The 19818-nt window shown below is 71.3% G+C and carries 21 protein-coding genes and 1 pseudogene; 11 read left to right on the forward strand and 11 right to left on the reverse strand.

Annotation, left to right across the window (positions count from 1 at the left end; genetic code table 11):
• Window positions 1-55: 55 nt before the first annotated feature.
• The 4 genes from Ade02nite_RS33920 (at window position 56) to Ade02nite_RS33935 (ending at window position 2922) form a co-directional block, all read left to right on the forward strand.
• Entirely contained in the window at window positions 56-1051 is a 996-nt protein-coding gene (locus tag Ade02nite_RS33920; RefSeq protein ID WP_203772757.1) for a cytochrome c oxidase assembly protein, read from the forward strand.
• 57 nt (window positions 1052-1108) lie between these two features.
• A complete protein-coding gene (locus Ade02nite_RS33925; protein WP_203772759.1) occupies window positions 1109-1534 on the forward strand; it encodes a hypothetical protein in 426 nt (141 codons plus the stop codon).
• A gap of 3 nt (window positions 1535-1537) precedes the next feature.
• The gene (gene trpD, locus Ade02nite_RS33930) at window positions 1538-2596 is read left to right on the forward strand and encodes an anthranilate phosphoribosyltransferase (RefSeq protein ID WP_203772761.1); all 1059 of its coding nucleotides are present in this window, start codon (window positions 1538-1540) and stop codon (window positions 2594-2596) included.
• Between the two features lie 122 nt (window positions 2597-2718).
• Window positions 2719-2922: a hypothetical protein gene (locus Ade02nite_RS33935; RefSeq protein ID WP_203772763.1), complete on the forward strand. Its 204-nt coding sequence runs from the start codon at window positions 2719-2721 to the stop codon at window positions 2920-2922.
• Window positions 2923-2974: 52 nt separating this feature from the next.
• On the opposite strand, the gene Ade02nite_RS33940 is transcribed toward Ade02nite_RS33935, so the two are convergent.
• Together Ade02nite_RS33940 and ctaC are read right to left on the reverse strand one after the other, a co-directional pair.
• Entirely contained in the window at window positions 2975-3400 is a 426-nt protein-coding gene (locus Ade02nite_RS33940) for a cytochrome c oxidase subunit 4 (RefSeq protein WP_203772765.1), read from the reverse strand.
• A gap of 7 nt (window positions 3401-3407) precedes the next feature.
• Window positions 3408-4367 (reverse strand): aa3-type cytochrome oxidase subunit II, encoded by a 960-nt coding sequence (gene ctaC / locus Ade02nite_RS33945; protein WP_203772767.1) that lies wholly within the window; start codon window positions 4365-4367, stop codon window positions 3408-3410.
• A gap of 178 nt (window positions 4368-4545) precedes the next feature.
• On the opposite strand from ctaC, the gene Ade02nite_RS33950 reads away from it, so the two are divergent.
• The gene (locus tag Ade02nite_RS33950) at window positions 4546-5673 is read left to right on the forward strand and encodes a cysteine desulfurase family protein (protein WP_203772769.1); all 1128 of its coding nucleotides are present in this window, start codon (window positions 4546-4548) and stop codon (window positions 5671-5673) included.
• Window positions 5670-5882, forward strand: coding sequence for a sulfurtransferase TusA family protein (locus Ade02nite_RS33955; RefSeq protein WP_203772771.1), 213 nt, complete (start codon window positions 5670-5672; stop codon window positions 5880-5882). The genes Ade02nite_RS33950 and Ade02nite_RS33955 overlap by 4 nt, the downstream gene beginning before the upstream one ends.
• Here the strand turns inward: Ade02nite_RS33955 and Ade02nite_RS33960 are convergent.
• The 4 genes from Ade02nite_RS33960 to Ade02nite_RS33975 all read right to left on the reverse strand — a co-directional run bounded on the left by Ade02nite_RS33960 (window position 5875) and on the right by Ade02nite_RS33975 (window position 9041).
• Window positions 5875-6375 carry a P-loop nucleotide/nucleoside kinase family protein gene (locus tag Ade02nite_RS33960; RefSeq protein ID WP_203772773.1) on the reverse strand — a complete coding sequence of 167 codons (501 nt, stop codon included), beginning with the start codon at window positions 6373-6375 and terminating at the stop codon, window positions 5875-5877. The two genes, Ade02nite_RS33955 and Ade02nite_RS33960, sit on opposite strands and share 8 nt — an antisense overlap.
• A gap of 10 nt (window positions 6376-6385) precedes the next feature.
• Window positions 6386-7366 (reverse strand): carbohydrate kinase family protein, encoded by a 981-nt coding sequence (locus tag Ade02nite_RS33965; RefSeq protein WP_203772775.1) that lies wholly within the window; start codon window positions 7364-7366, stop codon window positions 6386-6388.
• Window positions 7367-7478: 112 nt separating this feature from the next.
• Entirely contained in the window at window positions 7479-7850 is a 372-nt protein-coding gene (erpA, locus tag Ade02nite_RS33970; RefSeq protein WP_203772777.1) for an iron-sulfur cluster insertion protein ErpA, read from the reverse strand.
• A gap of 87 nt (window positions 7851-7937) precedes the next feature.
• Entirely contained in the window at window positions 7938-9041 is a 1104-nt protein-coding gene (locus tag Ade02nite_RS33975) for a glycerate kinase family protein (protein ID WP_203772779.1), read from the reverse strand.
• A 59-nt stretch (window positions 9042-9100) separates the two neighbouring features.
• On the opposite strand from Ade02nite_RS33975, the gene nadA reads away from it, so the two are divergent.
• The 3 genes from nadA (at window position 9101) to Ade02nite_RS33990 (ending at window position 12537) form a co-directional block, all read left to right on the forward strand.
• Window positions 9101-10279 carry a quinolinate synthase NadA gene (gene nadA, locus Ade02nite_RS33980; protein ID WP_239169247.1) on the forward strand — a complete coding sequence of 393 codons (1179 nt, stop codon included), beginning with the start codon at window positions 9101-9103 and terminating at the stop codon, window positions 10277-10279.
• A gap of 201 nt (window positions 10280-10480) precedes the next feature.
• Window positions 10481-11836 (forward strand): UDP-N-acetylglucosamine 1-carboxyvinyltransferase, encoded by a 1356-nt coding sequence (gene murA, locus Ade02nite_RS33985; protein ID WP_203772783.1) that lies wholly within the window; start codon window positions 10481-10483, stop codon window positions 11834-11836.
• Window positions 11837-11916: 80 nt separating this feature from the next.
• The gene (locus Ade02nite_RS33990) at window positions 11917-12537 is read left to right on the forward strand and encodes a DUF3043 domain-containing protein (protein ID WP_203772785.1); all 621 of its coding nucleotides are present in this window, start codon (window positions 11917-11919) and stop codon (window positions 12535-12537) included.
• A gap of 1202 nt (window positions 12538-13739) precedes the next feature.
• Here the strand turns inward: Ade02nite_RS33990 and Ade02nite_RS33995 are convergent.
• Window positions 13740-14048 (reverse strand): AzlD domain-containing protein, encoded by a 309-nt coding sequence (locus Ade02nite_RS33995; protein ID WP_203772787.1) that lies wholly within the window; start codon window positions 14046-14048, stop codon window positions 13740-13742.
• Window positions 14049-14726 carry an AzlC family ABC transporter permease gene (locus tag Ade02nite_RS34000; RefSeq protein WP_203772789.1) on the reverse strand — a complete coding sequence of 226 codons (678 nt, stop codon included), beginning with the start codon at window positions 14724-14726 and terminating at the stop codon, window positions 14049-14051.
• A gap of 65 nt (window positions 14727-14791) precedes the next feature.
• On the opposite strand from Ade02nite_RS34000, the gene Ade02nite_RS34005 reads away from it, so the two are divergent.
• Window positions 14792-15346: a helix-turn-helix domain-containing protein gene (locus Ade02nite_RS34005; RefSeq protein WP_203772791.1), complete on the forward strand. Its 555-nt coding sequence runs from the start codon at window positions 14792-14794 to the stop codon at window positions 15344-15346.
• A 4-nt stretch (window positions 15347-15350) separates the two neighbouring features.
• On the opposite strand, the gene Ade02nite_RS34010 is transcribed toward Ade02nite_RS34005, so the two are convergent.
• The 3 genes from Ade02nite_RS34010 to Ade02nite_RS34020 all read right to left on the reverse strand — a co-directional run bounded on the left by Ade02nite_RS34010 (window position 15351) and on the right by Ade02nite_RS34020 (window position 17801).
• Window positions 15351-16304: an ABC transporter ATP-binding protein gene (locus tag Ade02nite_RS34010; protein WP_203772793.1), complete on the reverse strand. Its 954-nt coding sequence runs from the start codon at window positions 16302-16304 to the stop codon at window positions 15351-15353.
• Complete coding sequence (locus Ade02nite_RS34015; protein WP_203772803.1) at window positions 16301-17050, reverse strand: ABC transporter permease; 750 nt, start codon at window positions 17048-17050, stop codon at window positions 16301-16303. The genes Ade02nite_RS34010 and Ade02nite_RS34015 overlap by 4 nt, the downstream gene beginning before the upstream one ends.
• 64 nt (window positions 17051-17114) lie before the next feature.
• Window positions 17115-17801, reverse strand: a complete 687-nt coding sequence (locus Ade02nite_RS34020) for an ABC transporter permease (RefSeq protein ID WP_239169248.1) — start codon at window positions 17799-17801, stop codon at window positions 17115-17117.
• Between the two features lie 318 nt (window positions 17802-18119).
• Between Ade02nite_RS34020 and Ade02nite_RS34025 the strand changes: the two are divergent.
• A pseudogene (locus Ade02nite_RS34025) lies at window positions 18120-19818 on the forward strand (hypothetical protein); the annotation flags it as partial.

The raw sequence follows: 19818 nt of genomic DNA on the forward strand, positions 1-19818 counted from the left end.
GTCATGAGATTCCAGCCCGGAAGAACGGGCACCGACCGGATGGGCCTAGCCTCGAATGGTGCACCTAGCCGAAACGCCCACACTCGCCGCGTCCAGCGGGGATACTGTTCTTCCGCCGTTCACCCCGGCCGCGATCTTCACGCAGATCCACATCGGGAGCCTGATCGCGCTGTTCCTCGTGGTGGCGGCGGCGCTGTACGGCTACGGCGTCTATCGGCTGCGCCTGCGCGGCGACCACTGGCCCGTGGGCCGCACGGTCGCCTTCGTCGCCGGTGGACTCGGCTCCATCGCGGCCGTCACGGTGACCGGCATCGAGGCGTACGACACATCGCTGCTCTCGGTGCACATGGTGCAGCACATGACGTTGTCCATGGTGGGCCCCATCTTCCTGGCCCTCGGCGCGCCGGTGACGCTCGCGCTGCGCGTGCTGCCCGCGAGCCCGCGCAAGACGCTGCTCGCCGTGCTGCACAGCCGGGTCGCGCGGGTGCTGACGTTCCCGCTGGTCGCGTTCGGCATCTTCGTGGCCAACCCGTTCGTGCTCTACTTCACCGGCCTCTACCGGCAGACGCTGCTGCACCCGTGGCTGCACGAGTTCACCCACGTGCACTTCATCGTGACCGGCTGCCTGTTCTTCTGGCCGCTGCTGGGCCTCGACCCGCTGCCCAACCGCTGGCCCTACCCGGGCCGCGCCCTGCTGATGGTGCTGTCGGTGCCGTTCCACACCGTGCTCGGCCTGACGATCATGCAGGCCAGCACGCTGCTCGCCGGCGACTACTACCCGAGCCTCGGGCTGAGCTGGGCCGATCCCAAGGCCGACCAGGTCACGGCCGGCGGCATCCTCTGGGCCGGCGGCGAGATCGTCAGCGTCACGATGCTCGGCATCCTGGTGCTCCAGTGGATCCGTCAGTCCGAACGCGAGGCCCGCCGCATCGACCGGGCGCTGGACCGCCAGGAGGCCGAGGAGGCGGCCGCCGAGGCCGCGGAGGCCGCCGCTGCCGCCAAGATCACAAATGGCGGGGCCGCCGGGCGACCAGGGTCCGGCACCGCGTAACCGGGTCCGTTACGATCGGGCGGCACCACCCATAATCCGACTTGAAGGCAGTCGAAGATGAGCGACGAGTACACGGTTTTGCTCTACAGCGACGATCCCGCGGTGCGCGACCGGATCCGGCTCGCGATCGGCGAGCGCCCGGCCGCCGACCTCAAGGTCGAGTTCGCCGACGCCGCCACCTGGGAAGACTGCCGCAACCTCCTGGACAAGTACGAGATCGACCTGATGGTGCTCGACGGCGAGGCGTCCCCCGCCGGCGGCCTGGGCATCGCCCGCCAGACCAAGGACGAGTACCCCGATCCCCCGCCCGTCTGCGTCGTCATCGCGCGCGCGGCCGACCGCTGGCTCGCCGCCTACTCGCAGGTCGACCAGACCCTCGTGGCCCCGCTCGACCCGGTGACCACCGGCCAGACCGTTGCCGCGATGCTGCGGGCCCGCCGCGACGGCGCGATCCCGCTGGGCACGCTCGGCAAGCTCGCCTGAGTCATGGGCTCCCGCACCTGGCCCAACCTCACCATGGCCCTGCTCCGCGGCGAGGAGCTCGCCACCGCGGACACCGCGTGGGCGATGGGCGAGATCATGGCGGGCAACGCCACCCCGGCCCAGATCGCCGGCTTCGCGATCGCCCTGCGCGCCAAGGGTGAGACGCCGGGCGAGCTGGCCGGCCTGGTCGAGGCGATGCTCGACAACGCCACCCTGGTCACCCTGCCCGAACAGGTGCGCACCACCGCCGTCGACGTCGTCGGCACCGGTGGCGACCGCGCCAACACGGTCAACATCTCCACGATGGCGGCGATCATCACGGCCGCCGCCGGTGTGACGGTGGTCAAGCACGGCAACCGCTCGGCCTCGTCGACCACCGGCACGGCCGACCTGCTGGAGCGCTTCGGCATCCCGCTCGACCTGGGCCCGGCCGGCGTGGGCCGCACGGTTGCCGAGGCCGGCATCGGCTTCTGCTTCGCCGCCCGCTACCACCCCGGCATGCGCCACGCCGCCGTGCCGCGGCGTGAGCTGGGCGTGCCGACGTTCTTCAACGTGCTCGGCCCGCTGACCAACCCGGCCCGCCCGACCGCGGGCGCGGTGGGCTGCTTCGACCCGCGCATGGCGCCGGTGATGGCCGAGGTCTTCGCCCGGCGCGGCGACTCGGTGCTGGTGATGCGCGGCGAGGACGGCCTCGACGAGTTCACCACCGCGGCGCCCACCCGGGTGTGGAAGGCGAGCGGCGGCAAGGTCGAGGAGATCGTGATCGACGCCGTCGAGCTGGGCCTGCCCCGCTCCGAGCCGGCCGCCTTGCGCGGCGGCGACTCGGCGTTCAACGCCGACGTAGCGCACCGCACCTTCGCCGGCGAGCCCGGCCCGGTGCGCGACGCGGTCGTGGTCAACGTGGCGGCCGCCCTGGCCGCTCAGGCGGGCTTCCCCGGCGACCTGAGAGACACGCTGCGGGCCGGAATAGCCCGGGCCCAGGAAACGATCGACTCCGGCGCCGCCACGGCGCTCCTGGAGCGCTGGGTGGCCGCGGCGCAGGCCGCGAAGGCCGCGGAATAGCCACTTCACAGGCAACACGCCGCCGCTAATGCGGCGTGTTGCCCCATTTCCGTGGCAGCGTCGAAAAGGAATTCGGGTCAATCCACCTTCCGGCGAAGAGACGGCGAAGAGAGGAGCCACCCGTGTCGGAACGCGAGATGCGCTGCGTCATCTGCGACGGCGACATGATGTTCGAGGTGCCGCCCTGCTCGGACGGCCACGACGACTGCCCCGAGATGGTCTGCACCCGCTGCGGCGCGGCCGAGGTCGTCGCCCCGATCGTCGTCCACTGGTACGGCGCCGCCAGGCCCCGCAAGATAGCCCCTCGGCAGCGACAGGCGGCCTAGAGACACGAAAAGGCCCGCGGTCCCGAGGACCGCGGGCCTTTCTCGCAGAAGCTCAATGCTCGGCGGGGTGGCGTGTGCCGGTGTAGTACTCGAAGATCATGGCGGACGACGCGATGATCACCATGATCAGGCCGGCCGCGACCAGCCACCACATCCAGAACGCCAGGCCGATGCCGGCCACGGTGGCCGACAGCGCGATGCCGAACGGCCAGTAGCTGCCCGGGCTGAAGAAGCCGATCTCGCCGGCGCCCTCGGCGATCTCGCCGTCCTCGCGGTCCTCGGGGCGCAGGTCGATGCGCCGCGAGACGAACCAGAAGAAGCCGCCGCACATCGAGCAGAGCAGTCCGGAGAGGATCAGCGCGACCGTGCCGACCCACTCCACGTGGGTGCCGGTGCCGCGGGTGTAGAACCCGTAGACGATCGCCGCGCCGAAGAGGAAGGCCGCGACGCCGACGAAGATCTTGTATTCGGTCTTCACGGCTTGCTCACTTCCCCGTGGTGGCGACGGCGCCGGCGCCCGCGGCGACGGAGTTGGTCTGGTTCCAGCTGTGCTGCTGGCGGCGGGTGTTGAACGGCTGCGTGGTCGTCGCGTATGCCTTGTCGCCGGTGAAGCCGATCGCCTCCATGCCCTCCTGGGTGGTGGCGCCGTTCTTGCGGGCGGTCAGGTACTGGTCGAACTTCTCGGGCGAGACCACGACCAGCTCGAAGTTCATGAAGGCGTGGTACGTGCCGCAGAGCTCGGCGCAGCGGCCGACGTAGCGGCCCTCGCGGTCGAGGGTCACCTCGAACTGGTTGCGCACGTTGCCGGGGAACACGTCACGCTTGAAGAGCAGCTCGGGCACCCAGAACGAGTGGATGACGTCCTTGCTGGTCTCCTCGAACCGGATCTTCTCGCCGGTCGGCAGCACCAGGATCGGGATGATGTCGGAGGAGCCGACGGTCGAGGCGACAGTGTTCGCCTCCTCGCCCAGCCCGTCGCGGTAGTTGAACTGCCAGTTCCACTTGAACGCGACGACCTCGACCACCTGGTCGGGGTTCTTCGTCAGCTTGTCCACGTCGGTCTGCACGATGGCCGTGTAGTAGAAGAGCACCGCCACGATCAGCACCGGGGTGACCGTGTAGAGCACCTCCATCGGCATGTTGAACCGGGTCTGCACGGGCAGCTCGTCACCGCGCTTGCGGTACCGGATGATGCACCAGAAGATCAGGCCCCACACGAAGATGCCGACCACCAGCGCCGCGATCACCGAGGCGATCCACAGGTCGTACATCCGGTGTGCCTGCAGGCTGATGCCGTTGCTGGGCCATCCGAAGTGGCTGAACGCATCGCCGATGCCGTTCACCGAACAACCCGAGAGCAGCACCAGCAGCGCCGGACCGGCGAGACCGAGCCCGGCGATCCGGACTGCCGCTCGCGGCCGCACGGCCGAACTCTTTGCGCCCACCTGCTTTTGCCTCCCTTAGCAGCGCCGCCCCGCCCGAAACCGGACACCGAGCGGCAAGGCGTCACCGACGGTCGCACATTACTCGACCTGGCCCTACCGTCCGGGTCGGGGGGTCGGATCTTCGACGGTGCACGGTTACCCCTCAACAACCGGACGATACCGTTCTCCAGTGGAATCCATGGCCGTTCCCGCGGCATACCTGGACGCGGCAACCGCCGCTCCCCTGCATCCGGTGGCCCGCGAGGCCCTGCTCGCCGCGCTCGACGACGGCTGGGCGGACCCGTCCCGGCTCTACTCCGCGGGCCGGCGGGCACAACAGCTCTCCGACGCGGCCACGGCCGCCTTCGCCGAGGCGCTGGCGGTACGCCAGGACGAGGTGTCCCTCTGGCCCTCGGGTACGGCGGCCGCACAGGCCGCCGTGCTCGGCGCCCTCGCCGGACGGGCTCGCCACGGCGACACGCTGGTGCACTCCGCGATCGAGCACTCGGCCGTGCTGCACGTCGCCCGCCGCGGCAAGGCCGTCGAGGTGCCGGTCGACCGTCTCGGGCGGCTCGATCTGGACGCCTGGGACCGCGCGGTGTCCACACCGGGCACGGCGGTGGCGGCGCTGATCAGCGCGAGTCACGAGGTGGGCACCGAGCAGCCGGTCGCCGCGGCCGCCGACTACTGCGCCGAGGCCGGCGTGCCGTTGTATGTGGACGCGGCCCAGTCGATCGGGCGCGCGCCGGTGGCGCCGGGATGGTCGCTGCTCAGCGCGAGCGCGCACAAGTGGGGCGGCCCGCCCGGGGTCGGCGTCCTCATCGTACGCAAGGGTGTGCGCTGGATCTCGCCTTATCCCCAGGATGATCTTTATCGCCCGGGCGTGTCGGGCGCCCTCGACCTGCCCGCGGTGGTCGCCGCCGCGGCGAGCCTGCGGGCCGTGCTGGCCGAGGCACAGACCGAGGCCGTACGCCTGTCCGCGCTCGTCGACCGCATCCGCGAGCGCGTCGCGGCGACCGTGCCCGACGTCGAGGTGGTCGGCGATCCGGTGCGGCGCCTGCCCCACCTGGTGACCTTCTCCTGCCTGTACGTGGACGGCGAGGCGCTGCTGCACGCGCTGGACCGCGCGGGCTTCGCGGTCTCGTCCGGCTCGTCGTGCACCGCGTCGACGCTGAAGCCGAGCCACGTGCTCGAGGCGATGGGCGTGCTCAGCCACGGCAACGTGCGGGTCTCGCTGCACCGCGGCACCACCGAGGACGAGGTCGAGCGCTTCCTCGCCGTCCTGCCCGGCATCGTGGAGAAGATCAGACAGGAGGCGGGGATGTGATCGAGCTCGACTGCCTGGGCCAGAAGTGCCCGCTCCCGGTGATCCAGCTGGCGAAGAACATCCGGAACGTCGAGGTCGGCGACGTGGTCCGGGTCCTCGCCGACGACCCGGCCGCGGCCAACGACATCCCGGCCTGGTGCCGGATGAAGCAGCAGGAATACCTGGGCTCGCCGGCGCCGGACGCCTACGAGGTGCGCCGGCTCAGCTGAGGTATTCCAGCACCGGGCCGACCGGGTCCTTGGCGAAGAAGGTGTCGACGACCAGGCGCGGGCCCAGGTACGGCTCGTACTCCTTCTGGCGCTCCAGGACCCGGACCCAATCGGGGATGCCATCGTGGTCGCGGGACTCGTAGCGCTTCTCGACCCGCCGCCGGTGCTCGGCGTCGTCGCCGCAGACCACCTCGACCACGCGCAGCGGCACGCCCAGCCGCTCGGCGAGGTCGACCCAGAGCTGCCGGGCCGCCTTCACCGGGTTCACCGCGTCGATGATCACGTGCTGGCCGTTGGCGAGCTGCACCTCGGCGAGGGCCGCCACCACGCCGTACGCCGCGTAGCCCGGCCGGGGCTCGCTCACCTCGTACCGCTGCAGGGTGAAGTCGACGGTGTCGACCGCGAGCACGCACGCCGGCAGCTCGGTGGCCACCCGCGCGGCGAGCGTGCTCTTCCCGACACCGGGCAGCCCGGCGAAGACGGCCAGCACCATCGGTCTTTCCTCAGAGAGTGGGCAGGAACGGCTTGATCTCGGCCGCGGCCTCGTCGCCGTACGAGTCGGCGAGGCGCTTGGCGAAGTCCTCGGCACGCACGTCGTACTCCTGGGCGCCGTCGGACTCGAGCACCAGCGCGGCGAGCAGCGAGCCCACCTGGGCGGCCCGCTCCAGGCTCAGGCCCCACGAGATGGCGGCGAAGAAGCCGCCCCGGAAACCGTCGCCGACGCCGGTCGGGTCGGCCGGGATGACGTCGCGGGCCACCGGCACGTGGATGCGGTCGATGCCGCGGCCGGTGATCTCGACGCCGTCCTTGCCGAGCGTGGTGACCCGGATCCGGACCTGCTCGAGGACCTGGTCGGCGGTGAGCCCGGACTTGGTCTCGAGCAGCGAGCGCTCGTACTCGTTGGTCAGCAGGTAGTCGGCGCCGCTGATCAGGGTGAGCACGTCGCTGCCGTCCATGCGGGCGAGCTGCTGCGACGGGTCGGCCGCGAACTTGAAGCCGCGGGCCCGGCACTCCTGCGAGTGGCGGACCATGGCCGCCGGGTCGTTCGCGGCGATGATCACCAGGTCGAGGCCGCCGGCCCGGGCGTCGACGGGCGCCAGCTCGATGTTGCGGGCCTCGGCCATCGCGCCGGCGTAGAAGGAGGCGATCTGGTTGAGGTCCTCGTCGGTGGTGCAGACGAAGCGCGCGGTGTGTGCCACGTCGCTGACGTGCACCGAGTCGCAGTCGACGCCGTGCCGCTCGAGCCACGAGCGGTAGTCGGCGAAGTCGGCGCCGACGGCGCCCACCAGGATCGGGTGCAGGCCGAGCTTGCCCATCCCGTACGCGATGTTGGGAGCGACGCCGCCGCGCCGGACCACCAGGTCGTCCACGAGGAAGGAGAGGGACACCTTGTGGAGCTGGTCCGCGATGAGCTGGTCGGCGAACCGGCCCGGGAAGTGCATCAGGTGGTCGGTGGCGATCGAGCCGGTCACGGCGATCTTCATGGTGGGCCCTCGGTGGTATCGGGGACGGGGGGCTTACGTACGGAGCCTACCGGCTCCTTACGCGCAAGAGGCCGCCCCGTTAACGGGACGGCCTCTGCTGCCTAACGCGTGATCAGTGGAAAGAGTCACCACAGGCGCAGGAGTTCTGCGCGTTCGGGTTGTCGATCGTGAAGCCCTGCGCGTCGATGCGGTCCGCGAAGTCGATCGTGGCGCCCGCGAGGTAGGGCGAGGACATGCGGTCGACGACGACCTCGACACCGCCGAAGTCGCTCACGATGTCGCCGTCGAGCGAGCGCTCGTCGAAGAACAGCTGGTAACGGAGACCGGAGCAGCCGCCGGGCTGCACGGCGATGCGCAGGCGCAGGTCGTCGCGGCCCTCCTGCTCGATCAGGGCCTTGACCTTCACCGCGGCGACGTCGGTCAGGATGACGCCGGTCGGGGCGGCGGTCGCCTCGCTCGACGGGGTGTGCGCTTCAGTGCTCACTGCGTATCTCCCTGCAGGGTGCGGTCAGGTGCAGTACTTGCCAACGCTAACCCCATTCCGAATGATTCCCAATCCGGGTGTCTTACTTCACCGGCTCCATTGGGACGAAAGGCGTGCCGCGAGTTCACGCAGGCCACGGGCGGGCTCCCGCATCGCCTGCTCCTCGCTGCCGAAGTGCTCGGTCAGCGAGAACGTCTCGGTCACGCCCGCGGCGGCGGCCTCGCGGAAGCCCGTCTGGTTGCGGCCGCAGAGCACCACACACGGCAGGCCACGGTCCCGCGCGCCCCCGGCGATGCCGGCCACGACCTTGCCGCGCAGCGACTGATGGTCGAAAGATCCCTCTCCCGTGATCACCAGGTCGGCCGCGTCCAGCTCCTTCTCGAGGCCGATCGCGGTGGAGACCAGCCCGATGCCCGACACCACCCGGCCGCCCATCGCGATCAGCGCGGCCCCGAGGCCACCGGCCGCTCCCCCGCCCGGCGCGACCTCCAGGTCCGTCACCCCGAAGGCCCGCTCCAGCACGCCGGAGAACTGCTCCAGCGCGGCGTCGAGCCGGTAGACGTCCTCCTCGCTCGCGCCCTTCTGCGGCCCGAAGACCTTGCTGGCGCCGTGCAGCCCGGTCAGCGGGTTGTCGACGTCGGTGGCGGCCACCAGGCTCACCTGGCGCAGCATCGGCACGCCGCCGAGCGAGGCGGCCGCGTTCAGATAGGCGCCGCCGTACGGCAGCGCGTAGCCCGCCACGTCCACCGGCGGGGCGCCGAGCGCGGCCAGCATCCCCGCGCCGGCGTCGTTGGTCGCCGAGCCGCCGAGCCCGATCACCACTTCCGCCGCACCGGCCTCGACCGCCGCCAGCAGCAACAGCCCCAGCCCGTACGAGCTGGCCTTGTTGGGGTCGCGCTCCTCGGCGGCGAGCAGGTGCAGGCCGCAGGCGTGGGCGCTCTCCACGTACGCCGTGGTGCCGACCAGAAGCACCTCGCCCGGCACCGGACGGCCCAGCGGGTCGACGGTGTCCACCGCGATCCGCCGGCCGCCGAGCGCACCGGCCAGGACATCGATGAAGCCCGGACCGCCGTCGGCGATCGGCCGGCGCACCAGCTCGTCGTCGCCCGACCAGCCCTCCGCCACCGCCTCGGCGACCTCGGGCGCGGACAGGGTGCCGGCGAACTTGTCGGGACAGATCAATACGCGCACGCCATGAGTGTGGCACCCCACTTCGCGGAATAGAGATACGTGTCTCGCGCTGTGCGACGATGGCGGGCGTGACGTCGACCTGGACCGAACCCTCGAACACCGCAACCGCGCTCCTGCTGCTCGGCCGTGGCAGCGACCCTGCCTCCGAGCGGGGCGTCGACTGCCCGGGCGACCTGCCCGCGCCCAGCGACCCCGACCTGGTCGCCCGCGCCACCGCCGCCAAGGCCGCCCTCGGCGACCGCGTCTTCGTGCTCGGCCACCACTACCAGCGCGACGAGGTCATCCAGTTCGCCGATGTCACCGGCGACTCGTTCAAGCTCGCCCAGCAGGCCGCGGCCCGCCCCGACGCGGAGTTCATCGTCTTCTGCGGCGTGCACTTCATGGCCGAGAGCGCGGACATCCTCACCACCGCGTCCCAGCGCGTGATCCTGCCCGACCTGGCGGCCGGCTGCTCGATGGCCGACATGGCGGTGCTCGGCCAGGTGCAGACCGCGTGGGAGCGCTTCGAGGACCTCGGCATCGCCGGCGACATCGTCCCGGTCACCTACATGAACTCCTCCGCCGACATCAAGGGCTTCGTCGGCCGCAACAAGGGCGTGGTCTGCACGTCGTCGAACGCCAAGCGAGCCCTGACCTGGTCGTTCGAGCAGGGCAGCAAGGTCTTCTTCCTCCCCGACCAGCACCTGGGCCGCAACACCGCCGTCCTCGAGATGGGCTTCGACCTCGACGACTGCGTGCTCTACGACCCGCACAAGCCGGGCGGCGGCCTCACCGACGAGCAGCTCCGCGACGCCCGCATGATCCTGTGGCGGGGCCACTGCTCGGTGCACGGCCGCTTCACCATCGACAGCGTGCGCGAGGTGCGCGAGCGGGTGCCCGGCGTCAACGTGCTGGTCCACCCCGAGTGCCGGCACGACGTGGTGCGCGCCGCCGACTACGTGGGCTCCACCGAATACATCATCAAGGCGCTCGAGGCGGCGCCCGCCGGCTCGGCCTGGGCGGTCGGGACGGAGCTCAACCTCGTACGCCGTCTGGCTCTCGCCCACCCCGACAAGCAGATCATGTTCCTCGACCGGACCGTCTGCTACTGCTCGACGATGAACCGCATCGACCTGCCCCACCTGGTGTGGGCGCTCGAGGAGCTCGTCGCCGGCCGGGTGCCGAACGTGATCACCGTGGACGAGGAGACGGCGCACAACGCGCGCGTCGCGCTTGACCAGATGCTCGCCCTCCCGTAATCACGTTCCGTAGTCGCCAAGATCCGCAGCGCGTCCGGGATTCTTAAGTCTGTCCTATTTACCTTCGGCTGGGCGTTGTGGTGGCTTCCATATTTGTCACTCAGCGCTATGCTTCCCCGGTTGCAAAAACGGGTATCCCCACCCGGCTTTGCCCCCTCGATCATTCCGGGCGCCCGAACCGCCCGCCGGCTGGAGGTTACGTTGACCGACGATGTCCTGGTCGTGCACGGCGGCACGCCGCTGCAAGGCCAGATCCGGGTCCGTGGCGCCAAGAACCTCGTCTCCAAGGCGATGGTCGCCGCCCTGCTCGGCGAGTCACCGAGCCACCTCTACGACGTCCCGGCCATCCGTGACGTCGAGGTGGTCCGCGGGCTGCTCGAACTGCACGGCGTCAAGGTCAGCGACGGCGCCGACGACGGCGAGATCGTGATGGACCCCACCAACGTCGAGAGCGCGAGCACCGACGAGATCAACGTCCATGCCGGCTCCAGCCGCATCCCGATCCTGCTCTGCGGCCCGCTGCTGCACCGCCTCGGCCACGCGTTCATCCCGGACCTCGGCGGCTGCCACATCGGCCCGCGCCCGATCGACTTCCACATCCAGGCGCTGCGCGAGTTCGGCGCGGTCGTCGACAAGGCACCCGAGGGCATGCACCTCAGCGCCCCGAACGGCCTGCGCGGCGCCAAGCTGGAGCTGCCCTACCCGAGCGTCGGCGCCACCGAACAGGTGCTGCTGACGGCCGTACGGGCCGAGGGCGTCACCGAGCTGCGCAACGCGGCGATCGAGCCCGAGATCATCGACCTCATCTGCGTGCTCCAGAAGATGGGCGCGATCATCACGGTGCACACCGACCGGGTCATCGAGATCCACGGCGTGCCCAGGCTGCACGGCTACAAGCACAAGCCCATCCCCGACCGCATCGAGGCGGCGAGCTGGGCCGCGGCGGCGCTCGCCACCAAGGGCGAGATCGAGGTCCTCGGCGCCCGCCAGGCCGACATGATGACGTTCCTCAACGTCTTCCGCTCCATCGGCGGCGAATGCGAGATCACCGACGACCGGGTGGCCCGCCCCGGCGTCACCCCGGTCGAGGGCGGCATCAAGTTCTGGCACCCCGGCCACGAGCTCCAGGCCGTCGCGCTCGAGACCGACGTACACCCCGGCTTCATGACCGACTGGCAGCAGCCGCTCGTCGTCGCCCTCACCCAGGCCCGCGGCCTGTCGATCATGCACGAGACCGTGTACGAGCAGCGGCTCGGCTACACCGAGGCGCTCAACCAGATGGGCGCCACCATCCAGGTCTACCGCGACTGCCTCGGCGGCACCCCCTGCCGCTTCGGCCGCCGCAACTTCATGCACTCGGCGGTCATCGCCGGCCCGTCCAAGCTGCACGCGGCCGACCTGGTCATCCCCGACCTGCGCGCCGGCTTCGCCCACCTGATCGCGGCGCTCGCGGCGGAAGGCACCTCCCGCGTCTACGGCGTCGACCTGATCAACCGCGGCTACGAGGACTTCGAAGGCAAGCTGGCCGCCCTCGGCGCTCACGTCGAACGCCTCTGACCCTCTCTTTCGGGACCCGGTTTCATCACTATCAGCGGCGCGGTGTGAACTACACCGCGCCGCTTGGCTACTCTCTGAGCGTGCCCTCGCTTTTCCGCCGCAAGCAAGACGACGCCCCCACCACCACCGAGGTCGTGGAGGAGGTGACGTCCGAGGCGCCGCGCCCCAAGAACTACACCCCCAGCAAGAAGGAACTGGGTGTGGTCACGCCCAAGCGCGGCAGCACGGGCCGCCGGGTCGCCGAGCCCACCCCGACGAACCGCCGCGAACAGCTCAAGCAGATGCGCTCCCGCCAGCGCGAGGAGCGCGCCGAGGCGACGGCGGGCATGAAGGCGGGCGACGAGCGCTACCTGCTGGCCCGCGACCGCGGCCCGGAGCGCAGCCTGGTCCGCGACATCGTCGACAGCCGCCGCACGGTCGGCACATGGTTCTTCGGCGGCGCGCTGATCGTCCTGGTCGGCTCCACGGTCCAGATCGCCGCGGTCCAGCTGGCGAGCAACATCCTCTGGCTCCTGCTGGCCCTGGGCGTCATCGTCGACAGCATCCTGATCTCCCGCAAGGTCAAGCGCCTGGTGCGGGAGCGGTTCCCCAAGTCCGAGCAGCGCATGGGGTCCCTCCAGCTTTACGGGGTGATGCGCGGTCTCACGTTCCGCCGCATGCGCATCCCTAAGCCGAAGGTCGATCTGGGGCAGAAGGTCTAGCCCTTCCCGCTCTTCGCTCCTTGTGGCGCCCGGAGTCTGACGGCGCCGGCTGGGTGGGTTGGGCTTGCTTGCGGTTGACGGTGGAGGGCCGGGGGTGGGCACTCTCGGCTGGCTTCGCTTTATGCCGTGAGTGCCCACCCCCGGCCCTCCACCTTGCATGGTGTTCCGTTACGGCCAGGCGGTGGTACTTCGCCGCTGTGTGGGTGGCTGGGGTGGGCGGTCCCCCTTGCGGCCGTCGGGGTCGTTGTTCGCTGCCGCGCTGTGGTCCGGCCAGGGCAGGTTGGTCACGCAGGCACGCTTCGTTGTTGGTCCATCGGCAATTCCAGGCCGGTTGCGCGGGTTGTGGGGCTGGCTGTCTGCATGGCTTAGCTGCGCGATCACGTCGCGGTCTGGGGCCCAGCAGGAGCGACTCCCGCCCTGCGAGTGCGAGCGTCAGCGAACGAACGTTCGCTCGCAGACCCTGTCCCACAAGGCCAGCAGGCGAGATACCTGTTCGAGCAACTGCGGCCCACGAACCCCGAAGCCAAGACAGAACGTTCGTTCTCGCAGCCGCGAAGATTCGGTTCGCATTCCCTCGTGCCCCAAGCGGTGGCGTCGGCCCTGAGCCGAGGCCGGCCAGATTCGGGGTGCTCGCGGCGGGGCCCGCCCGATTTCCAAGACTGACGTGCAGGCAGCGCGCCTCAAGCCCACCCAAGAGAACGAGCGTTCGTTTGCTGCACGCACCACCGCAATTGGCCTCCACGAACGAACGTTCGCTTTAAACACGAGCTCGACCCGCACGGTCGAACTCCGCGAGCGAACGTTCGTTTGCGGCGTGTTCGCATCCAAGTAACGGGAGTTCTGCGAGCGAACGTTCGTTTGACACGCGCTCGAACCCGCACGGCCGAGCTCCGCGAGCGAACGTTCGCTTGACACGCGCTCGAACCCGCACGGCCGAGCTCCGCGAGCGAACGTTCGTTGCCGCGTGTCGTAACTAAGGAACGGGAGTCTGCGAGCGAACGTTCGTTTGCGCGCCAACCGATCGCCGCGATCGCGGTCAGCGAACGTGACCAGACGGTGTCGGCCGGGGCGCTGCGACGGGCGAATGCCTACGGCGAGAGGGCCTTCCCGGTGGCTCTGACGGGCGGGCCGGTCGAAGGTCGCGGGGGCCGGTGCGCTGAAGGCCTCCCCGGTGACTCGGGCGGGCGGCGTCTGGGCCGGAGTTAAGGGATGCCGGCGAGGCGTAGGAGGGCGGCGGTTGCCGCGGCGGCTATCACCACGGCGACGAAGGGTGCCCGGCGCCAGGCCAGGAGGGCTCCTACGGCCACGCCGGTCGGGCGGGCTATGCCTGCCAGGTCGCTGCCGGCCATGATGGTTGAGGTGGCGGCCAAGGCGGTGAGCAGGGCGGCTGCGGCCATGGGGAGCAAGCGCTGGATGCTGTCGGAGAGGTGGAGGCGTTCGCGGAGGAGGACGCCGCCCAGGCGCATCGTGTAGGTGCCTATGCCGAGCACGATCACTGCGGCGATCAGCATTCAGGACTCCGAAGGGCGGCGGCGGAGCAGCGTGCCCAAGCCCAGCAGGGCGCAGAGGATGGGCAGGCCGGCGGGGAGCAGCGGGGTGAGCGCCACGGCGATCACGGCGCCGGTCAGGGCCACCGTGCGGGTGGCGCGGTCGCGCAGGGACGGCAGGATCAGGGCGATCAGGGCCGCGGGGAAGGCCGCGTCGAGGCCCAGGGCGTCGGTGTCGCCTAGCGCGCCGCCCAGCAGGACGCCGAGTGCGGTGCCCACGTTCCAGGTCGAGAAGAGGGTCAGGCCGATCAGCCAGTAGGTGCGGCGTTTGCGGGCCGGGTCCGGCTCGGCCAGGGTGAAGGCGACCACCTCGTCGGTCATGAAGTGGCTGCCGAGGGCGCGGGCGCGGGCGCGGGTGCCCATCGCCGTTCCCACCGCCATGCCGAAGGGCAGGTGGCGGGCGTTGAGGAGCAGGCCGGCGAGCACGGCGGCGATCGGGTTGCCGGCGGCGAAGAGGCCGACCGCCAGGAACTGGGAGCCGCCGGCGAAGACCACCGTCGACATGAGGAACGGCAGCCAGGTGGGGAGGCCGTACGCGATGGTGATCGCCCCGAAGGACGCGCCGACCGCGACCATCGCGGCACCGATCGCCACGGCGTCGCGTCGCAGCGCACGGTCGTCTGTTCGCTGTAACGTACGCATGGTTCGAAATAGTGAACCACGTGGGAGCGTTCGTCAAACCGAACAACTCGATCGATGGAGCGAACATGCACGATTCGGCGCCTCCGCTTGCGACGATCGCCGCCGCCCTGCGCCGTGAGCGCGAGCGCGCCGGCATCTCGATCACCGAGCTGGCTCGCCGCGCGGGCCTCGCCAAGTCGACGTTGTCGCAGCTCGAGGCGGGCACCGGCAACCCCAGCATCGAGACATTGTGGTCGCTGGGCGTCGCGCTGGGCGTGCCGTTCAGCCGCCTCGTCGAGCCACCACCCACCCAGGTACGGGTGATCCGTGCCGGCGAGGGCCCCCGCGTCCAGTCCGACCGAGCCGACGTCGTCGCCACCCTGCTCGCCGCAGGCTCCGCGCACGCGCGCCGCGACCTGTACGTCATGGAGCTCGAGCCGGGCGAGCCCCGCGAGGCCGCCGCGCACCTCCCCGGCAGCGTCGAGCACATGGTCGTCGCCTCGGGGCGCATCCTGGTGGGCCCCGCCGGCGAGGCGGTGGAGGTGGGCCCGGGCGACTACGTGAGCTTCCCCGGCGACGTCCCGCACCGCTACGAGGCGCTGGAGCCCGCCTGGGCCGTGCTGGTCATGGAGCACCGCTGACCGCTCAGCGCGGCGCGGTGTAGAGCTTCGCGACCACGTCCTCGATGTCCGGTTCGACGACCGACAGGTCCCGTACGGCGGCCGCGCCCACCAGCCCGGCCACCGCGGCGCCCGCGGCGATGCCGTCGAGCGTGAACGTCACCCGGTGCCCGTCCGCCTCCGTGCCCGTCAGCGTGGCCCCGGGCAGCGTGAAGCCCGCCGGCAGCGGCGTGTCCAGGTCGACCACCAGGCGCCGCCGGGAGCCGTAGCGGGCGTGCAGCTCGTCGATCGTGCCGTCGTGCACCACGCGGCCGTGGTCGATCACCACCAGGCGGCGGCACAGCCGTTCGATGTCGGCCAGGTCGTGCGTGGTCAGCACCAGCGTCACGTCGCCGCCGCGGCCCAGCTCGGCGAGGAACGAGCGGACCGCCTGCTTGCTCACCACGTCGAGGCCGATCGTCGGCTCGTCGAGGAAGAGCACGCGGGGTCCGTGCAGCAGGGCGGCCGTCAGCTCGCCGCGCATCCGCTGGCCGAGCGAGAGCTGGCGTACGGGAGTGTGCAGGAACTCGTCCAGGCCGAGCAGCTCGCGGCACCGGACCAGCCGCCGCTCGTGGTCGTCGCGCGGCACCCGGTAGACGTGCCGGAGCAGCCGGAACGACTCGCCGAGCGGCAGGTCCCACCACAGCTGCGAGCGCTGCCCGAAGACCACGCCGATCTGCAGCGCGAGCCTCGTGCGCTGCCTAACGGGCTCCAGGCCGCACACGCGCACGTCCCCGCTGCTCGGGCTGAGCACGCCGGTGAGCATCTTGAGCGTGGTGGACTTGCCGGCGCCGTTCGGGCCGATGTAGCCGACCATCTCGCCCTGCTCGATCGCGAGGCTCACCCCGTCGACCGCGCTGACGGTGCGCTTCTCGCGTCTCAGGCGACCGGCCTTCACCCGTACCGTGAAGTCCTTGCGCAGGTCTTGCATCTCGATCATGAGCCAGTGCTCCGGTAGTGACGCACGCCGGCACGCCAGACGAGCCAGGCGACCGTCGCGGCGGCCGGTGCGACCAGCGGCGACATGTAGCCGGCCCAGGCGGGCAGACCGAGCGGATCGGGCCTGTCCAGGATCGCCAGGGCCGGCTGATAGGCGACAAAGGCAAATCCCAGGGTGTACGCGAAGACGGCGCGGAACCAGCCGCCGTAGACGGTGATCGGGTACGAGGCGAAATCACGCCCGCCGTACGTGAACGCGCTGCCCACCTCGCCGGACTCGACCCACCAGAACGCCAGGCTGGCGCTGATCACGAAGATCGCCCCGAAGAACACGGCCGCCGTCAGGGGCGAGATCACGAGCAGCAGCACCCGGGCCGGCGTCCAGTCGATGTCGTTCATGCCGACCGCGACCACGAGCACGCCGATGCCCACGATCAGGCGCAGCAGCTTGCGGACCGGCAGATCCATGCAGACCAGTTGGGGCAGGACGCCGAGCGGGCGCACCAGCACGGCGTCCAGCGTGCCCGTACGGACGTACCGCTTGAGATCGTCGATGTTGCCGACGGTCATGTCGGCCAGAACGAACCCCGCGCTGGTCAGGCCGGTCATCATGAGCGCCTCGGCGAGCGTGAACTCGCCGATCCGGGCGGCCGCCTGGAACAGCACGAAGACCGTGGCCACGTCGATCACCGTCCCGCCGGCGTTAGTGAGCAGCTCGACCGCGAACGACGTGCGGTAGCTGGCCATCGAGCGCAGCTTGCCGCCGAGCAGCGCCAGGTAGGGGTTCCTGAGCTCGGCGGTCTTGTCGGGCTCAGCCACCCTGGACCACCAGCTTGCGTTCGGCGCGCTTCTGTACGACCGCCGCGGCTTTGACCATGACGACGGCCCAGACTGCCTGCAGGGCGACCAGGCCCACCTGGATCGCCGGGCCGTCCCGCTCCACCAGCACGTCCAGCGGCGTCTGGAGCAGGCCGGGCAGCGGGGTGCCGACCCAGAGCGTGACGGCGAGCCAGTCCGGCAGCAGGCGCAGCGGGAAGTAGAGGCCGGCGAGCACGCCGCTCGCGAGCGTCCAGAAGACGAGCGGCCCCCGGGCGTCGTGCAGCCAGTAGGCGGTGGCGTTGATCAGATAGCGGCACCCGAAGCTGCCGATCACCGCGAGCGCCACCGACACCGCGAACAGGGGGATGGTCTGCCACCGGTCGGGCGTCTTGAACGGGAAGAAGAGGAGCCCGGCGACCACCGGAGGGACGAACCGGGTCAGCATGCCGTAGAGGCCGCGGCCCAGATCGGCGGCGAGATAGGCGGTCACCGGAGGGACGGGGCGTAACAAGTCGGCCGCGACATCACCCGAGCGGATCCGGTCGGAAAGGTCGGTCCATCCCCAGATGCCCACCACGACGAGTAACCCCTGACCCACCCAGACGTACGTGGCGAGCTGCTCCGGGTCGTATCCGCCCGGCCGGCCTCCCGGCGCGCCGGCCGCCACGGCCAGGAGCACGTAGCAGCGGAGAAAGCCAAAGACTATGTTGGTGAACGCTCCGGCGGCCGTGGCCTGACGATAGGTGGCGTAGCGCCGGAAACCCGACCACAGCAGAGCACAGAAAGTAGTGATGGAGGTCCGCGACCGTGTGCCTGGAGAGATCGTCAGCACCCTGGCGTCAGTCCCGCTCACGCCGTTAATCTCCTTCCCGAAACCCGCAGTGGAGCCGGGCGACTCTACCCGGGTCTCCGGACGGCCACCTCACAATTTCCGACCAGAAGTGGATGCAGCCGTGACGGAGCGTCGCCAATCGCCGGGCCTCACCGTGAGCGCCCGATGAACGGCTGGGGTTCCTCCGGAGCATCCACCGGCGGCGGCTGGGGCGCCTGGGCCGACGAGCCCGCCTGGGTCTACGAGATCACCTGGGAGTGGGAACCGTTGCCCGGCCAGCGCTACCCCGGCGACCCGGGCCGGCGCAAAGCGGTGCACACCCCCGTCTACGAGGCCTCCGGCGACCCCGCCACGCCCACGTCGCCCCCACCCCCGCCGTCGTGGTCCGCCCCCGGCGACCAGCCACCCGCGCGCTACACCCACAGGCCTGTGCAGAACGACGAACCGCGCCCCGACACCCGTCCCGCCCCGGCGCCGCCATACGGCTCCCCCGGCGACCCGCACGGTTCGCACGGCGGCCCTCCGCCGGCGTCGTCCGAGCGCACCCAGCCCCTGTGGAACCGTCCCGCCCAGAGCCACCCCATGCAGCCGGGCGGCGCCGAGGACCAGCGCGCCCGACCCGCGCCGGACCAGCGCCGTTCCTCGGCCCCGGTGTACGGGCGCGCCGCCTCCGCCCCGCAGTCTCCCGACATGCCGCAGCGCGGTGCCCCCTCCGGCGGTCAGGTCCCGCCGCGGGGCACTGCCTACGGCACTTCGCACCAGCACGACCCTGCGCAGAGTGATCTCGGCCGGCGTGACGCTCCGCAGGACCTGCCCCAGCGCAACGCTCAGCGTGATCGCCCCGAGGCCGATCTCCCCCGCCGCGGCGCACCCGCCGACCGTGCTCAGGCCGATTTCCCCCGCCGCGACACACCCGCCGACCGTGCTCAGGCCGATTTCCCCCGCCGCGACGCAGCCGCGGCTTATCCGCAGGCTGACTACCTTCGCCGCGACGCACCCGCCGCCCGCGACGTGCCCGCCGACCTGCCGCAGCGGCACGCCGAGCAGGAGCTGCCGCGCCGCGAGTCCCGCCGCGAGTTCCCCCAGCCCGAGGCCCCGCAGCGCGACCTGCCCCCACGCGACGCTTTCCGCGCCGCCGTCGCGCCCCAGCCGCCGTTCCCGCCGGGCGCTCAGCCCGGCCACCACCAGGCCACCCCGCCCGGCGTCTACGGCGCGGCACGCCCACCCGCGGAAACCGGCAGCTACTACGGCCGCCGCCACACCCCCGAAGACCAGGCTCCACGCCCCGTCTCCCCCTCCGGCGTCTACGGCAACGCCCGCCCAGCCCCCGCCGACGCCTTCCCGGCCCGCCCCGGCCAGCGCCCGGCCCCCGGCCAGCGCGACGGCCGCGACTCCGACGCTCCGTTCGACCTGCGCCCCGCGCCCCAGGACCGCGGCACCCCCGCCGAGGCCCGCCCGGCCCCCCAGCCGACCCGCGTCACACCCCAGCGGCCGGCCGACCCCCCGCCGCTGTACTACCCGGCCGCGCCGGGCTCGGCGGTTCCGACCCAGCCGGTCTCGTCTCCCGCCCAGCCGCCTGTGGCGCCCGCCCAGCCTTCCGCGGTTCCGGCCCAGCCTTCCGCGGTTCCGGCCCAGCCTTCCGCGGTCCCGGGCCAGCCGCCCGCGGTCCCGGTCCAGCCGCCGGTTGTTCCGCCTTACCCTGCCGTGGTCCCGGTCCAGCCCGCGGCCTCGGCGAGCCCCGCCGCCCCGCCGGCGCACACGGCGCCGGGCCGCCCCGTCTCGGCACCGGCCACTCCGGGCCACCCCGTGTCCGCGCCGGCGCAGGCTGCCCCGGGCCACCCCGTGTCCGCGCCGGCGCAGGCTG

The sequence above is a fragment of the Paractinoplanes deccanensis genome (assembly GCF_016862115.1).
Taxonomy (GTDB): domain Bacteria; phylum Actinomycetota; class Actinomycetes; order Mycobacteriales; family Micromonosporaceae; genus Actinoplanes; species Actinoplanes deccanensis.

What these genes read in the sequence shown, in the direction of transcription:
- Ade02nite_RS34005 (WP_203772791.1), top strand. Translation starts at nt 14,792, where the DNA reads ATGCACGATTCGGCGCCTCCGCTTGCGACGATCGCCGCCGCCCTGCGC.
- Ade02nite_RS33950 (WP_203772769.1), top strand. Translation starts at nt 4,546, where the DNA reads ATGGCCGTTCCCGCGGCATACCTGGACGCGGCAACCGCCGCTCCCCTG.
- Ade02nite_RS33960 (WP_203772773.1), bottom strand. Translation starts at nt 6,375, where the DNA reads ATGGTGCTGGCCGTCTTCGCCGGGCTGCCCGGTGTCGGGAAGAGCACG.
- Ade02nite_RS33920 (WP_203772757.1), top strand. Translation starts at nt 56, where the DNA reads ATGGTGCACCTAGCCGAAACGCCCACACTCGCCGCGTCCAGCGGGGAT.
- Ade02nite_RS33965 (WP_203772775.1), bottom strand. Translation starts at nt 7,366, where the DNA reads ATGAAGATCGCCGTGACCGGCTCGATCGCCACCGACCACCTGATGCAC.
- Ade02nite_RS34010 (WP_203772793.1), bottom strand. Translation starts at nt 16,304, where the DNA reads ATGATCGAGATGCAAGACCTGCGCAAGGACTTCACGGTACGGGTGAAG.
- Ade02nite_RS34000 (WP_203772789.1), bottom strand. Translation starts at nt 14,726, where the DNA reads ATGCGTACGTTACAGCGAACAGACGACCGTGCGCTGCGACGCGACGCC.
- Ade02nite_RS33925 (WP_203772759.1), top strand. Translation starts at nt 1,109, where the DNA reads ATGAGCGACGAGTACACGGTTTTGCTCTACAGCGACGATCCCGCGGTG.
- Ade02nite_RS34015 (WP_203772803.1), bottom strand. Translation starts at nt 17,050, where the DNA reads ATGGCCAGCTACCGCACGTCGTTCGCGGTCGAGCTGCTCACTAACGCC.
- nadA (WP_239169247.1), top strand. Translation starts at nt 9,101, where the DNA reads ATGGCGGGCGTGACGTCGACCTGGACCGAACCCTCGAACACCGCAACC.
- trpD (WP_203772761.1), top strand. Translation starts at nt 1,538, where the DNA reads ATGGGCTCCCGCACCTGGCCCAACCTCACCATGGCCCTGCTCCGCGGC.
- Ade02nite_RS33995 (WP_203772787.1), bottom strand. Translation starts at nt 14,048, where the DNA reads ATGCTGATCGCCGCAGTGATCGTGCTCGGCATAGGCACCTACACGATG.